The 14,433-nt window shown below is 35.6% G+C and carries 15 protein-coding genes; 10 read left to right on the plus strand and 5 right to left on the minus strand.

All coding sequences use genetic code 11. The features are described from left to right. Positions 1–107: 107 nt before the first annotated feature. Positions 108–1,100, minus strand: coding sequence for an NAD(P)/FAD-dependent oxidoreductase (locus CDZ89_RS03855; protein ID WP_100333303.1), 993 nt, complete (start codon positions 1,098–1,100; stop codon positions 108–110). 618 nt (positions 1,101–1,718) lie between these two features. Between CDZ89_RS03855 and CDZ89_RS03860 the strand changes: the two genes are divergently transcribed. The 6 genes from CDZ89_RS03860 to CDZ89_RS03880 all read left to right on the plus strand — a co-directional run bounded on the left by CDZ89_RS03860 (position 1,719) and on the right by CDZ89_RS03880 (position 5,552). Beyond that, a complete protein-coding gene (locus CDZ89_RS03860) occupies positions 1,719–2,945 on the plus strand; it encodes an NAD(P)/FAD-dependent oxidoreductase (RefSeq protein ID WP_096156795.1) in 1,227 nt (408 codons plus the stop codon). Positions 2,946–2,990: 45 nt separating this feature from the next. Then, positions 2,991–3,119 carry a hypothetical protein gene (locus tag CDZ89_RS20265; RefSeq protein ID WP_264755082.1) on the plus strand — a complete coding sequence of 43 codons (129 nt, stop codon included), beginning with the start codon at positions 2,991–2,993 and terminating at the stop codon, positions 3,117–3,119. A 257-nt stretch (positions 3,120–3,376) separates the two neighbouring features. Further along, positions 3,377–3,856, plus strand: coding sequence for an NUDIX domain-containing protein (locus CDZ89_RS03865; RefSeq protein ID WP_096156796.1), 480 nt, complete (start codon positions 3,377–3,379; stop codon positions 3,854–3,856). Between the two features lie 175 nt (positions 3,857–4,031). Next, a complete protein-coding gene (locus CDZ89_RS19880; RefSeq protein WP_176483822.1) occupies positions 4,032–4,154 on the plus strand; it encodes a YuiA family protein in 123 nt (40 codons plus the stop codon). 119 nt (positions 4,155–4,273) lie between these two features. Continuing rightward, positions 4,274–4,603, plus strand: a complete 330-nt coding sequence (locus tag CDZ89_RS03875; RefSeq protein ID WP_096156798.1) for a YuiB family protein — start codon at positions 4,274–4,276, stop codon at positions 4,601–4,603. 226 nt (positions 4,604–4,829) lie between these two features. Beyond that, positions 4,830–5,552 carry a 3D domain-containing protein gene (locus CDZ89_RS03880; protein WP_406564872.1) on the plus strand — a complete coding sequence of 241 codons (723 nt, stop codon included), beginning with the start codon at positions 4,830–4,832 and terminating at the stop codon, positions 5,550–5,552. Positions 5,553–5,609: 57 nt separating this feature from the next. Here the strand turns inward: CDZ89_RS03880 and CDZ89_RS03885 are convergent, their stop codons facing one another. Beyond that, on the minus strand, positions 5,610–6,092 hold the full coding sequence (locus CDZ89_RS03885; RefSeq protein WP_096156800.1) for a divergent PAP2 family protein: 483 nt from the start codon (positions 6,090–6,092) through the stop codon (positions 5,610–5,612). Positions 6,093–6,327: 235 nt separating this feature from the next. Between CDZ89_RS03885 and CDZ89_RS03890 the strand changes: the two genes are divergently transcribed. The 4 genes from CDZ89_RS03890 to CDZ89_RS03905 all read left to right on the plus strand — a co-directional run bounded on the left by CDZ89_RS03890 (position 6,328) and on the right by CDZ89_RS03905 (position 10,727). After that, entirely contained in the window at positions 6,328–6,705 is a 378-nt protein-coding gene (locus CDZ89_RS03890) for a DUF309 domain-containing protein (RefSeq protein WP_100333304.1), read from the plus strand. A gap of 220 nt (positions 6,706–6,925) precedes the next feature. Then, positions 6,926–8,428: a leucyl aminopeptidase gene (locus tag CDZ89_RS03895; protein ID WP_096156802.1), complete on the plus strand. Its 1,503-nt coding sequence runs from the start codon at positions 6,926–6,928 to the stop codon at positions 8,426–8,428. Between the two features lie 179 nt (positions 8,429–8,607). Continuing rightward, positions 8,608–9,939, plus strand: a complete 1,332-nt coding sequence (locus CDZ89_RS03900) for a Na+/H+ antiporter family protein (RefSeq protein WP_100333305.1) — start codon at positions 8,608–8,610, stop codon at positions 9,937–9,939. Between the two features lie 548 nt (positions 9,940–10,487). Next, the gene (locus tag CDZ89_RS03905) at positions 10,488–10,727 is read left to right on the plus strand and encodes a YueH family protein (RefSeq protein ID WP_096156804.1); all 240 of its coding nucleotides are present in this window, start codon (positions 10,488–10,490) and stop codon (positions 10,725–10,727) included. An 85-nt stretch (positions 10,728–10,812) separates the two neighbouring features. Here CDZ89_RS03905 and rodA read toward each other — a convergent pair whose 3' ends face one another. The 3 genes from rodA to CDZ89_RS03920 form a co-directional block, all read right to left on the minus strand. Continuing rightward, positions 10,813–11,979 (minus strand): rod shape-determining protein RodA, encoded by a 1,167-nt coding sequence (gene rodA, locus CDZ89_RS03910; protein WP_096156805.1) that lies wholly within the window; start codon positions 11,977–11,979, stop codon positions 10,813–10,815. Further along, entirely contained in the window at positions 11,955–13,109 is a 1,155-nt protein-coding gene (ftsW, locus tag CDZ89_RS03915) for a putative lipid II flippase FtsW (protein WP_096156806.1), read from the minus strand. Before ftsW ends, rodA begins: the two co-directional genes overlap by 25 nt. A gap of 457 nt (positions 13,110–13,566) precedes the next feature. Beyond that, the gene (locus CDZ89_RS03920) at positions 13,567–14,430 is read right to left on the minus strand and encodes an ATP-binding cassette domain-containing protein (RefSeq protein WP_096156807.1); all 864 of its coding nucleotides are present in this window, start codon (positions 14,428–14,430) and stop codon (positions 13,567–13,569) included. Between the last annotated feature and the right edge of the window lie 3 nt (positions 14,431–14,433).

Consider the following 14,433-nt stretch of genomic DNA (forward strand, 5'->3'; position numbering starts at 1 on the left):
GTGGGGTCTCCAGTCCCCCGCTACTCCCGCAGGAGTCTACGACTTGCACGGAAATCAACTGCTAGAAAGGTGTCAAAATCAACATTAACCTTTAACATATCTATTTTTTAAAATAAACTAGTACTGTGTAATGGTTGTACTTTTGCTTTAGGGTCAATGTAAGATTTTGCGTTGTTCACCGCTGTTGGAGCTTCACCGAAGCCACAAGCGATTAATTTCACTTTACCAGGGTACGTACAAATATCACCAGCAGCATAAATTCCAGGGATGTTTGTTTCCATTTTTGAATTAACTAAAATAGAATTTTTCTCGATTTCTAAGCCCCAATCTTTAATAGGACCTAATGAAGAAACAAACCCGTAGTTTACGATAACTGCATCTACATCTAATACTTCTTTATTTTCTGTTTTCACTTCTTCTAAGACTACTTGCTTAATTCCAGCTTCATCACCAATGATTTCGGAAGGAACCCAAGGTGTTTTAATTTCTACTTTAGAATTCATTAACGTATCAACGCTATGTTCATGAGCACGGAACTTGTCACGACGGTGGACAAGTGTTACTTTTTCAGCAATTGGCTCTAACATTAATGCCCAGTCAACTGCAGAGTCTCCGCCACCAAATACAACAACTTTTTTCCCTTTGAACTTATTCATATCATCTACAAAGTAGTGTAAATTCTTATTTTCATAAGAAACTGCGCTTTCAAGCTCTAAGCGTCTAGGTTGGAACGCACCATTACCAGCTGTAATAATGATTGCCTTTGAGTAATGTGTTTCTTTGTCCGTTGTTATTTTGAAAACACCATCAGCCATCTTTTCCACTGTTTGAACGGATTGTTCAAGACTTGAAGTTGGCTCGAATTTGGACATTTGCTCTTTTAAGTTATCGACTAACTCTTGAGCACGTACTTTTGGGAAACCAGCAATGTCGTATATGTATTTTTCAGGATACAAAGCAGATAACTGACCACCTAATTGTGGTAAGCTTTCAATTATTTTTACACTTGCTTGTCTCATACCACCATAAAATGCAGTGAATAGTCCAACTGGACCGCCACCTATAATCGTTATGTCGTATACTTTTTGCTCTTCACTCATACTGACAAACCCCCTATGTATAAATCTTCTTCCAATAAATATAATAGCACAAAACAGACAGTTTTACTGTGATGTTTATTGTTAATTCTAACAAATTTTTATAAAATTCCAAAACATGAAAGCACTTTTGTGAATATATTAACAATATAACCATTTCTATCATATAAATAAAGAAAAGTGAGTATAATCTTCTTAGATTATTGATTGAGTAAGTTCTATAAAGTACAAATACTTTACGAAAAACGAACTTTAAAACTGTTTATGTAAATAAAATATTATTTGATGCGGACGTTATAATATGATATTGGACAGAAAATTCTTTTTTCACTAAACGAACGGTATTTACGAAATAGATTCGATTTTTATCATTTTCTAAAAATTCTAAACGTTACCAACTTAATATTTTATATTGAAAAATGAAAGGAAAAAGAATATTATGTAGTGTAGGCATAATAAGATTTTGTGACAAATTTCGCACGTTTATTGCGCTTACGATAGTGAAGTGTTTCACAATCTTAATCATTCATAAAAAAGTCTATTTAAGCGGATAGTAGTAGTATGAAATTTGTCAATCGTCATTCTATATTTATTATACTTATAAATCTTTTGTAAAGGTGGATGTTACGGGTGAGAAAGCCAAAAATCGTTATTTTAGGTGCGGGTTACGGTGGGTTAATGACTGCTGTACGCCTACAAAAATCAATCGGCGTTAACGAAGCAGATATTACGTTAGTAAATAAAAATGACTATCACTATGAGTCAACTTGGTTACATGAAGCGTCTGCAGGTACATTACCAGCAGAACGCACAAGATATAAAGTATCAGACGTTATTGAAAAAAGTAAAGTACATTTCTTAGTTGATACAGTTACAGGTATTAACAAAGAAGAGAAAACAGTTGCTTTAACTAAGGGCGGAGAGCTTTCTTACGACTACTTAGTAGTGGCTTTAGGTTATGAGTCCGAAACTTTCGGAATCAAAGGCTTAAAAGAGCACGCATTCTCTATTGCTAACTTAAACGCTGCACGTCAAATTCGTGAGCATATTGAATATCAATTTGCTACGTACAATACAGAAAAAGATCGTCGTGATGAACGCTTAACTCTAGTAGTAGGTGGAGCAGGATTCACAGGTATCGAATTCCTTGGAGAATTAGCTAACAGAGTTCCAGAACTTTGCAAAGAGTTTGACGTACCACATGATAAAGTACGTATTATTTGTGTAGAAGCGGCTCCTACAGTATTACCAGGATTTGATCCAGAGCTAGTTGAGTACGCTGTTACTCAATTAGAGCGCAAAGGAATTGAATTCAAAATTGGAACTGCTATTAAAGAAGCAACAGAAGAAGGAATTATCGTTTCAAAAGAAGACCAAGTAGAAGAAATTAAAGCTGGTACGGTTGTTTGGGCAGCAGGAGTACGTGGTAATCACTTAGTAGAAGATTCTGGTTTCGAAAACATGCGTGGCCGTGTGAAAGTAGATCCTTACCTACGTGCACCAGGTCATGATGATGTATTCATCGTAGGTGACTGTGCATTAATCATTAACGAAGAGATTAACCGCCCTTACCCACCAACAGCTCAAATCGCTATGCAACAAGGTGAAGTTTGTGCGAAAAACTTAACTGTTTTAGTACGTGGCCAAGGTGAACTACAAACATTTACACCAGACTTAAAAGGAACAGTTTGTTCTTTAGGTGAAGACGATGCGATTGGTGTTGTTTTTGGTCGTAAAGTTTGGGGTTCTAAAGCTTCATTCATGAAGAAAATGGTTGATAACCGTGCTCTATACATGATGGGCGGAGCTGGTCTTGTAATGAAAAAAGGTAAATTTAACGTATTATAATCATCATTAATACGTTCAGATAGAGATGCTCAGGGGGGAAACTCCTTGGGCATTTTTTCTTATTTAGTCAAAATGGTAATTGAAACACAATTGTCGAAGATTGAAACAGAACAACCTAAAATTGAAACACAAGTAAAGAGAAATGAAACACAAAAAAGTAAAAGAAGAGGATAAAGTAGATATTGAAACAGAAGCCATGGGGATTGAAACAGAACAACCAAAAATTGAAACACAACTACCAAAAAGAAGAAGATACAGTTGAAATTGAAATACAAGACAGGAAGATTGAAACAAACGAGTAGGAAATTGTAACATAAGAATACTAGATTGAAACACAAATCTAAAATTAATCTGTTAAACATGTAGTAAACTTAACTTACATTATGTAAAGAAATCATGTCCCATAAAAAATGAAGAAAGGAGAAACGAATATGACAAAAAGGGGTAGCATTTGGTTAGCCGTTGCTGGAATCGTTGAATCAGAGGATGGAAAGGTGCTAGTCGTAAAAAAACAATACGGAGGTTTAAAAGGAAAGTGGTCATTTCCAGCTGGATTTTTAGAAGCGGGGGAAACATTAGACCAGGCTATCATAAGAGAGATTAAAGAAGAAACAGGAATAGAATGCACAATAGAAAGCATAGTTGGTGTGCGATCAGGTGTCATTAAAAACGAAATAAGTGATAACATGATTATGTTTTCTTGCCATCCTATACATACAACTATCGTGCACGACGAAAATGAACTAATAGAAGCAGTGTTTCTTACACATGAGGAATTAAAAAATGACCCAAATACTTCATTATTAGTCCATTACTATATTGATAACAAGCTCAAAAACAGCTTGAAACAAGTACAAACGGAAGGGCCAGGAGAAATTTTCGGCTATACTTCATACAACGTTTTCTTCTAAATGAAACACAATCTAAAAAAGTAAGAAAAAAGTAGGATACAATAGTTTGAACAAGATGTATTCGCTTACACAGGTTATTTTCAGAAAATTCAAACCTTTTAAAAGTGTCACGATGGTGGTATATTATCAGAAAATTAAGTTTTTTAATTTAATCTACCAACTTGGAGGGTTTGGAATGAAAAAACAACTAAGCAGTGAACAGCATCAATGTCCATATTGTTCAGGAAAAGGGTATTTTCAACTATTATTAGGTGGATCCGAAACATGCAATTGTTGTGGAGGAAGCGGAAAGAAATAAGATTTGAACAAAATTTGTCTAATACATTAGTAATATGGAAATGTAAAGAACTTGGAATTGACTAGTATTATTCATTTGAGTACACTAAAAGGTGATGTGTACAGGAGGTGTTATCTCAAATGTCTATGGAGATTCCAGTAGTACTTATTTCTATGTTACTATTTTTTGTGCTTTTTTTCGGAATTGGATTCCTTTTAAATATGTTATTACGAATGTCTTGGATCATGGCGATTGTTTACCCAATCGTATGTATTTGGATTATTGGTAATGAACAAAACGGCTTGTTTGACTATATCTTCTCACCAGTAACTTCTTTTCAATTTTTAGGAGAAAAAATTACTTCACTCGGAGCAGCGGATATATTAATATTGTCTAGCGGTTTTCTTGGAGCATTATTCTCCGGAATCGTCATTCGCATGTTGCGTAAACGCGGATATCAAATGTTCTAAACTTTTATACCTCTTTAAGAAAGAAGCCATCCATTCAATGGCTTCTTTTTTATGCTCAAAAACGGATCAGATAATACGAATTTATTAATTTATAGGAAATATTGGAATCTATTTTGGTATTTTTTTCTATAATACTAGTAATTTTTTCGTGATTTTACTCAAAATCGGTATATTTTCTAACAGTAATGGGAAGTAATAGTTTGTGTGAGAGGAGTGAATGGTACTTATGCAAACGGCAAAAACGATAGGCCGAAGGATAATTACATCTTTATTATTTGTATGTGCTTTGTTAGTAACCTTTCAATCTGTTTCAGGGGTAGAAGCAAAGACATTGCAAGAATGGTTGGCTGAAAATGATATGTATGGCAAACAACAAAGATTAGCGACAAATACATCTAGTGAATCAGAAGGTTTCTTTCGTAAAGTAGGATTAGGTTTTAAGAAACTAAATTTCTTTAGTGCTGTAGAAACAGCGATTAGTTCAGAAGAACAAATTGAAGCTCCATTAACGTTAGAGGAATTAGATTGGAGCCAATATGAGAAAATGAACGTGCTAGCAACTGGCTATACCGCTGGCTTTGAATCAACGGGTAAACGCCCTGGTCATCCTCAATATGGAATTACATATTCAGGTGTACAAGTGACTCGTGACTTGTATTCTACTATTGCAGCAGATATAAGAGTGTTTCCGATCGGTACAATACTTTTTATCCCTGGCTATGGCTATGGTGTAGTAGCTGACATTGGTGGAGCCATAAAAGGAAATAAGATTGATCTTTACTATGAAACGGTACAAGACGTCTTCCAACAATGGGGCAAGAAAACGACGGATGTTTATATTGTAAAACGCGGTACAGGTAAGTTTACAAAAGAAGAGTTAGAATTATTGAACGAAGATGAAACGATGCAAGTATTCCGTCAGCAATATATAGAAAAGAAAGATTCATAAGAAAAACGGTGATAGGAAAATCGCATTCCTTTCACCGTTTTTCTTTTCGTATTTATTTTAAAGGACATGAAAAATAAAATGCAAAAGTAATGTAAGTAAAATTCCTGTTATAGCTCCAAAGAAAACTTCGATTGGCTTATGACCTAATAATTCTTTTAACTCTTTTTGTTTTTCTTCCTCATTCATTTTTGGCCACATTTTTGCATCTTCTGCTAAACGATTAAAATCGGCTACTAGCTTATTTAATACGGTTGCTTGCTCCCCTGCATGGCGACGAACTCCACTTGCATCAAACATAACAATAATCGCAAAAACGGCTGCGACAGAGAAAATTGGTGAGCCTAGCCCTGTTTCAAACGCTACACCAGTTGCCAATGCGGTAACAGCAGCAGAGTGAGAACTTGGCATTCCACCTGTACTAGTAATTAAAGACCAATCTAACTTTCTAATTGCAATAAATTGAATCGGTACTTTCACAAACTGTGCAAAACCAATTGCAGCTAGTGCTGCCCATAAAGGAAAATTTGTAAATAATTCCACGATGAAATCGCCCTTTCTTTGCTGATTATCCTAAAAGATAAGTATAATAACAGTATGACATAAAAGATTTTCCTCTTAATGTACTATTCCCTTATATATTAGAAGTAGAACTTATTAATAATAATTAATTTAAGCATGTACCCTCAGCTTTTCTAATTATTATGAATGATTTCTCCTCCTTTGTTAAGATAAAATTAGTTAATTTTAAAAAAACATTGTAAAAAGGGTGTGAAAAATGAACTATTATCCAAAAGAGTACTACGAGTTCTTTGTGAAGTTTAATGAGGGGGATTATTATACGTGTCATGATTTGTTGGAAGAGATTTGGATGACGGAAAAAGATAACTTATTTCTAAAAGGCCTATTACAAATGACAGTAGCTATTTACCATTACGAGTATGGAAATGTAAAAGGTGCTAGATTAATGATGAAAGCAGGGCACCTATACATTCAAAAATATCGCCCTAAGTATTGGGGAGTTGATTTAGAAAAAGTAAACCAATTTATTGATGAATGCATAGCTACCATACCAGACAAAATAGAACGAGTACCTTATGAACAAGTTGATAGTTTGCCAACGCTACCCAATTTCATATTATATTTAGACGATTGAGTTAATATTTTGAATATATTTCTTTATGGAAAAACGAATTTTTGTATATTTCAATTGTTTTTTGATGTTCATATTTAGTTTTGTAATTCTACCTTAATAATATTTTGTCATTCGTTTTTCAGATAGTAGTAATACATTATGAAACGGAATCGATTAGAAACTCGAAATATTTAGTATTTTTCGTTATAATGGAAAAAGAAACTTGAGAGGTGGAATTAGGATGTTCAAAGTACAAGATCATACGGACTTTTCAGAACAACAACAAGCATTAGTAATTGGTTTAACAAGTAAAAACAAACAACTTGACGGCTTACTAGGTGAATTAAACGAAGCATTAGATGGTCATCTAGCAGAGTTACTAAAAGAAGGAGACCTTACTTCTAAAAAGAAACAGATTACGAAAATACATACGTTTGGTAAAACAGCTTTTAAAAGACTTTTCATCGTTGGACTTGGAAAAGAAGAAGACTTACAATTTGTTTCTGTTCGCGAGATTCTTGGAAAAGTAAGTAAAGAAATCCAACGTAACAAGTTAACAGAATTGACAGTAGCAATTGATTCTTTCACTTCAGAAAATATAGATGCACTTGATGTTGCTCATGCTTTAGGGGAAGCATTGCCTTTAGCAACTTACCACTATCATGGATATAAAAAGCAATCGAATGAACCTGTAAAGCATATTGAAAATGTAACACTTGTAAGTAGTGTAGATGCTGATGAAGTTCAAGCAAGTGCACAAGTAGGGTATTACTTTGGATTAGGTACGAACTCTGCAAGAACACTTGTTAATAAGCCAGGAAATATGTTAACTGCAACAGACTTAGCAAACTATGCTGCCGAATTAGCAGGCAAATATGATTTCGAAATCGAAATTTTAGATAAAGAAGAGATGGAAAAGCTAGGAATGGGCGCTCTTCTTGCGGTAAACCAAGGCTCGACGGAACCACCAAAAATGATCGTTATGAAGTATCAAGGGAAAGAGGAATGGACTGATGTTTTAGGTCTAGTTGGAAAAGGTATTACTTTTGATACTGGTGGATATTCCTTAAAGCCAAAAGACGGAATCGTTGGTATGAAAGCTGATATGGGTGGAGCTGCGACAGTTTTAGGAGCGATGGAAGTAATTGGTGAAGTTAAGCCAGAGCAAAACGTATTAGCTGTCATTGCTGCAACAGATAATATGGTAAGCGGTCATGCATTTAAGCCGGACGACGTAATCACATCTATGAGCGGAAAAACAATTGAAGTGTTAAATACAGATGCAGAAGGCCGTTTAGTTTTGGCAGATGCAATCACATATGCAAAACAGCATGGAGCTAACTACTTAGTGGATGTAGCGACTCTAACAGGTGGAGTAATTGTTGCACTAGGAAACCATACGACAGGTGCGATGACAAACAACGAAAGTTTCTGTGAAGAAGTGCTAGAAGCTTCTCACGAAGCAGGCGAGCAAATTTGGAGATTACCATTATTTGAAACAGAAATTCAGCGAGTTCGAAACAGCAAAGTAGCGGATCTTAACAATTCTCCTGGACGTGACGGTCATGCATTACTTGCTGCTGCATTTATTGGTGAGTTTGCCGAAGATACTCCGTGGGTACACCTTGATATTGCTGGAACAGCAACAACAAAATCAGCATACGACTTAGGACCAGCAGGCGGAACAGGCGCAATGGTACGTACGTTAGTAACGCTAGTAGAACGTTTTGGAAAAACAGAATAAATTTATCGCTAGAACCAACCAAATGCAATTTCATTTGGTTGGTTTTTTTTATATAGAGCAAAGAAAAAACGTTTGACGACCTTTCCGTCATGTGATAGATTAATAAACATAGTTTTTATTTCTCTAACACTCTAATTAGCTAAAGTGAAAAAGTGATCATAAAAGAAAGGAAGTTACCCATGAACGCAGTCATCATTGCAGTACTTATCATGCTAGCATTAAGCTTGCTTCGCATAAATGTAGTTATCGCCCTTGTTACGGGAGCATTAATTGGAGGGGTAGTCGGTGGTTTAGGACTAGCAACTACGATAGATACATTCACATCTGGCTTAGGCGGAAATGCAACAGTTGCATTAAGCTATGCTCTACTTGGAGCATTTGCTGTCGCCTTATCTAAAACTGGACTACCAGACGCACTCGTTAATCTTGCAGTAAAATTAGTTGGAAAAAATGGTGAAACAAAAAAGAAAACATTTTCTAAAGTTCTATTACTTATCGTTATTCTAGCAATCTCTATTATGTCTCAAAACGTCATACCTGTTCACATTGCTTTTATCCCAATTTTAATCCCACCATTATTAAAAGTACTAAATGAACTTGAAATAGATCGTCGTCTGACAGCAACCGTAATAACATTTGGACTAACAGCACCTTACATATTGTTACCAGTAGGGTTTGGAGCAATTTTTCACGATATTCTTCAAACAAACGTTGAGGAGAGTGGTTTACAAGTTGCACTAAGTGATATCCCAGTAGCGATGTTACTACCAGTTAGTGGAATGTTAGTAGGTTTATTAATTGCTATTTTCTTCAGCTATAAAAATTCTAGAAAATATGAACAAAAAGAAGTAGCAGGCAAAGAAGATGTGCAATATTCAAGAAATAGCATCACATTTGCTATCATAGCTGTTATTACTTCTCTTACAGTACAAGTACTATTAACAGAGGTTGTTGGTGTTCAAGGGATGATCTATGGCTCACTGGCTGGTATTCTAGTACTCTATTTAAGCCGTACGATGAAATATAGTGAAACAGATGTTATTCTTTCTAATGGAATGCGTATGATGGCGTTTATCGGCTTTGTTATGATTGCTGCATCTGGATTTGCTCAAGTATTAAGAGAAACAGGTCACATTGAGAGCTTAGTTACTACATCAGCCAATTGGATTGGCGGTAATCAATTGGTAGGGGCACTCGCAATGTTACTTGTCGGCTTACTTATTACGATGGGCATAGGTTCATCATTCTCTACCATTCCAATTATCGCAGCAATCTTTGTTCCATTATGTATTCAACTTGGGTTTAGTCCGATGGCTACATTAGCTATTGTAGGAGCAGCTGCTGCGCTTGGAGATGCAGGATCTCCTTCTTCTGATAGCACTCTAGGACCTACATCCGGTCTTAATGCCGATGGACAGCACAATCACATCTGGGACACGTGTGTTCCAACCTTCCTACACTACAATATACCTTTAATTGTGTTTGGCTGTATCGCGGCTTTAGTTTTATAAGCAAAAAAGAGAAAGAGTTCGGGACAACAAGACTGTGGAGTTCATCTTGTCCTAAAAATTAATGCCAAATGAACTTCATATAGTCTATGAAGTTCATTTGGCATTAAAAATTTGTGGTAGTTGAACTTCATAAGGCCGATGAAGTTTATTTGGCATTAAAAATTTGTTGTAGATGAACTTCATAAGGCCGATGAAGTTCATCTGGCATTAAGAATTTGTTGTAGTTGAACTTCATAAGGCTGATGAAGGTCATCTGGCATTAAAAATTTGTTGTAGTTGAACTTCATCAGGCCGATGAAGTTCATCTGGCATTAAGACTTTGTTGTAGTTGAACTTCATAAGGCTGATGCAGTTCATCTGGCATTAAAAATTTGTTGTAGTTGAACTTCATAAGGCCAATGAAGTTCATCGGCCTTTAAAAATTTGTTGCAGTTGAACTTCACTGGGTTTTTCCCACCATCTTTTTTTATTATTCCCTACTATATTGAACATTCCATGTATTCCATATAAAATAATTATCGTAGAAGTTACAAGGAGGCAACAATAGAATGAAAATCAGAAAAGCCAACATGCAATCCGGTACATATACGGTATATATTCATGAAAATAAAAAAGAAGAGCAAACATTAGTAGCAATTCCATCTCTTCAATGGTCAACAATCATCCCCTATGAAGAAGAAAAAACAACATTAACGAACAGGCTAACAGAGGTTTACCAATCTAAACTAAACGAGGAAGAAGCAAATCATTTAGCGCTAAAACTCGTACAATGGGTTAGCGAAATGTAAAAAAGAGCACGTGAACAGTTCTGTTCCGTGCTCTTTTTAAGTGCTTGCATAAAAAAGTGGACAGTATCTAAACTGCCCACTTACATTAATTAAACATAAACTGCTTCGTTCTATACTTTACGTTCATGACTATTCCCATTGCTATCATATTCGTAAGGAGCGCACTACCACCGTAAGTTATAAATGGTAAAGCTAAACCTGTAATTGGCATTAATCCTATCGTCATTCCGATGTTCTGGAAAATTTGGAAAGCCAATAACCCGATAACTCCAGTAACTAAATACGTACCAAACGGATTGTCACATGCAATAGCAATAATAATCATTCTGTAAATCATGATAAAGTAAATCGAAATAACAACTGTTGCTCCAATAAAGCCAAACTCTTCTCCAATTATAGCGAAAATAAAATCTGTGTGCACTTCAGGAATTCGACCACTTTGGGATTGAACTCCATCTAGTAACCCGCGACCTGATACTTGACCAGACCCAATACCTTTTAATGCTTCTGTTAACTGAAAACCAAAAGAAGATGCATACTCTTGACGATTTAACCAACCATATATACGTGCTAATTGGTGTTTTGCAATAATCTTCGTAAATATCTCAAAATGGTGGTTATGAAGATAAACTAACGTCGCTATCCCAGCAATAATACTTCCTGCAAATGCCAATAAAACTTTCCAGGATGTACCGCTTATAAATACCATCGTTACCATAATTGCGGCAATAACAAGTGCTGTACCTAAATCAGGTTGCTTCAAGATTAAGAAGAAAGCAGGCAATGAAAAGGCGATGATTTTTATTACTACTATTAACGGTGTTTTTTCTTCTAGCTCATCTTTATTTTTTTCCCATTTATATATAACAGCAGCAAGTACCATTATTAAAAATATTTTCACAAACTCTGAAGGTTGTAATAAGAATCCACCTAAGTTTATCCAACGTTGAGAACCGTTACGAACGACACCAAAAAAATGTACAGCTACTAATAACGCCAATCCAACCGAATAGAGTGGTAGAGCGACGTTCTCTAGTAACTCATAATCAAATAGCATAACGACAAACATGACAAATGCCCCAATGACATACCATACAATTTGTCTTTTTAAAAAGTAAAATGGATCACTCTGATAATATTGTCCTGAAGCACTATATACTGCTACTAAACTTATAATAAATAATAGAAAGAGTAAAAATAACAGCGTATAATCGATACGACTATGCTCTAGCTTGTTATTTTCTGTACCCATGATGTTTGTGTCTCCTCTCGTGCTTCAATTGCTTTGTTTGCATGTTTCGATAAGTGAACGAGAATACCAGTGGATACGACAGTAATTAGTAGGGACGTACCACCATAACTAATAAATGGCAAGGTAATCCCGGTAATAGGAAGTAAACCACTAACGGCACCTGCGTTAAAAATAACTTGCATACAAATTTGAAATGTAATACCAAATGCTAGTAGTTTTCCGAATGGGTCACTAATATTAATACCAACGCGGACCCCTCTTACTAGAATGATAGAGTATAAGACGAACAATATTAAAATTCCTACTATCCCTAGCTCTTCGGATATGACAGCAAGAATAAAATCAGTATGTGCTTCAGGTAAATAACCTAATTTGTGCACACCTTGTCCGAGACCACGTCCCCATAAGCCGCCTTCGCCAATGGCAATATAACTATTGACTAATTGATATCCGGTATCTTGTGCATCGGCAAACGGGTCCCTAAATGCAGTAAGACGTTTTATTCGGTAAGAAGCACTATTAGCAAGTGTCCAAATCAGTGCACTTGCTGCACTTAATAAACCTAACATATGCCATACTTTTGCTCCAGAACAAATTAAAATAGCTCCACATGCTAGTAATATGGAAGTGGCAGTTCCTAAATCTGGTTGCCTATATATTAATAGAAAAACAAAACTTAACATTAAAAGAGGTGGTGTCACACCCTTTAAAAAATCTTGAATATAAGGTTGCTTTTTTGCATATACACTAGCAAAGTACATTACCATAACTAATTTTGCCATTTCGGAAGGCTGGAAAGTAAAGTTAACGATAGGGATTTTTAACCATCTAGTAGACCCATTTATGTTTGTACCAAAAAGTAGGACTAAGATAAGGAGTATGATAATAAAAATAACTGCCGGTTTAATTAGCTTCTCATAAACTTTATAGTTGAATGTCATAGCCAATAAAAAGAAAGGAATGGCTATAAGAAACCAGTTAAGTTGTTTATCAAAAAAGTAAGAAGCACTTTTGTAAGTTTGCAATCCAAACAGCATACCTGCACTGTATACCATTACTAACCCATATAAACATAGGGAAAAGATAGCCGCTATTAGTAACCAATCATATTTTCTAAAGTACGATATCATTTAATATACTCCTTATGGGCAAGAAAAATAATTATTTATATTTGCAAGAATAATGTTGTTTTGGGTTAGTGAAAATAGTATCCCAATGTAATTATACAATAATAATACATTACAATGATATTGGGAATATGTGAAAAGAATATTACACTGTTTTTTTCTTTCAGTATTTATAGTGTATATAAAAGCCGTGCCGGTTGTGTGGCCGCTTTCCGCGGGGTGTCTAGGTCAAGCGGCTAGCCCCTCGAGTATAAGCCAAGGTCATCTCGAGGACAAAAAACGCCCTCAAGATGACCTTGGCTAATACATGTCGGAGCTGAACGAGCCGCTCTCACTTTTCGTAGAGGCGGTGAGCCGCCTCGAGCCTAAAAGCTCTGCGGGGTCTCACCAGCCTGCCCTCTCCCGCAGGAGTCGGCCACACAACCGGCACTTTATACTTTTTCAAATAACTCATTTCTTATCAAACATTCTCTAACGAGGCTTTTCTAATAAAGAATGCATCTTCCATTGTTGTGTCTAATTTAGTAAATCCATCTATCGGGTTATTGCTTATACATTTTACAAAAACGCCATCTTCACGTCTGCTAGCGTAAATAACGTTATGGTTTTTAAAAAAGTCATCTGTGTATTTACTAGGGACCACGCCACACCATACACTTTGATCTAAATCGGTCTTCCAATTCAATTTACTTCCGAAAAATTGAACTTTTCCATCTGCTAGCCATAGCACATTTCGACTTATATGCTCCCATTCGTTTAATTCATGGGTTGCTACCACCACTACTGACTGCATGGATATTTCCACTAAGTATTGCAAAAAAGCTTTCCGTTCATGAATGTCTAAAAAGTTTAACGGTTCATCTAATAAGATATATTTTGGCTTACCAAGCAAAGATTGTGCAAGTGCTAGCCTTTGCTGCATGCCTTGTGAGAGCTTCTTTATCTTTTTCTTTGAAACATCTTCTAATCGAAAAACTTTTAATAACTTCGAAATTTGCATTTTTGCAAAAGAGTTTGGTAATCCTTTTAGTTGTGCAAAATAATTTAATAATTTTATCGGGGTAAAGTCTTGATACAATTCAATACCCGTTGGTACAAATCCTATTTGGCTACGAATTTCTAACAACTGCTCACTAATACATCTATCATCATAATAGATTGCGCCGGAATCTGTTAGTTTTGCAGTCGCTAATAAGTGTAGGAAAGTAGATTTACCAGCTCCATTACTCCCAGCTAACAAACTAATACCAAGAGGCAATGTTAGGGAATCGATGGTTACCTTAAAATCTTTATACTCCCATTGTAAGTTGTCTATTACTATCATAAT

Origin of the sequence: Bacillus alkalisoli (genome assembly GCF_002797415.1) — a bacterium.
Lineage (GTDB): Bacteria > Bacillota > Bacilli > Bacillales > Bacillaceae_I > Bacillus_CD > Bacillus_CD alkalisoli.

Bases quoted from the DNA above. Each gene is read 5' to 3' on its own strand.
- CDZ89_RS03855 (WP_100333303.1), bottom strand. From the start codon at position 1,100: ATGAGTGAAGAGCAAAAAGTATACGACATAACGATTATAGGTGGCGGT.
- CDZ89_RS03860 (WP_096156795.1), top strand. From the start codon at position 1,719: ATGTTACGGGTGAGAAAGCCAAAAATCGTTATTTTAGGTGCGGGTTAC.
- CDZ89_RS03865 (WP_096156796.1), top strand. From the start codon at position 3,377: ATGACAAAAAGGGGTAGCATTTGGTTAGCCGTTGCTGGAATCGTTGAA.
- CDZ89_RS19880 (WP_176483822.1), top strand. From the start codon at position 4,032: ATGAAAAAACAACTAAGCAGTGAACAGCATCAATGTCCATATTGTTCA.
- CDZ89_RS03875 (WP_096156798.1), top strand. From the start codon at position 4,274: ATGTCTATGGAGATTCCAGTAGTACTTATTTCTATGTTACTATTTTTT.
- CDZ89_RS03880 (WP_406564872.1), top strand. From the start codon at position 4,830: ATGCAAACGGCAAAAACGATAGGCCGAAGGATAATTACATCTTTATTA.
- CDZ89_RS03890 (WP_100333304.1), top strand. From the start codon at position 6,328: ATGAACTATTATCCAAAAGAGTACTACGAGTTCTTTGTGAAGTTTAAT.
- CDZ89_RS03895 (WP_096156802.1), top strand. From the start codon at position 6,926: ATGTTCAAAGTACAAGATCATACGGACTTTTCAGAACAACAACAAGCA.
- CDZ89_RS03900 (WP_100333305.1), top strand. From the start codon at position 8,608: ATGAACGCAGTCATCATTGCAGTACTTATCATGCTAGCATTAAGCTTG.
- CDZ89_RS03905 (WP_096156804.1), top strand. From the start codon at position 10,488: ATGAAAATCAGAAAAGCCAACATGCAATCCGGTACATATACGGTATAT.
- rodA (WP_096156805.1), bottom strand. From the start codon at position 11,979: ATGGGTACAGAAAATAACAAGCTAGAGCATAGTCGTATCGATTATACG.
- ftsW (WP_096156806.1), bottom strand. From the start codon at position 13,109: ATGATATCGTACTTTAGAAAATATGATTGGTTACTAATAGCGGCTATC.
- CDZ89_RS03920 (WP_096156807.1), bottom strand. From the start codon at position 14,430: ATGATAGTAATAGACAACTTACAATGGGAGTATAAAGATTTTAAGGTA.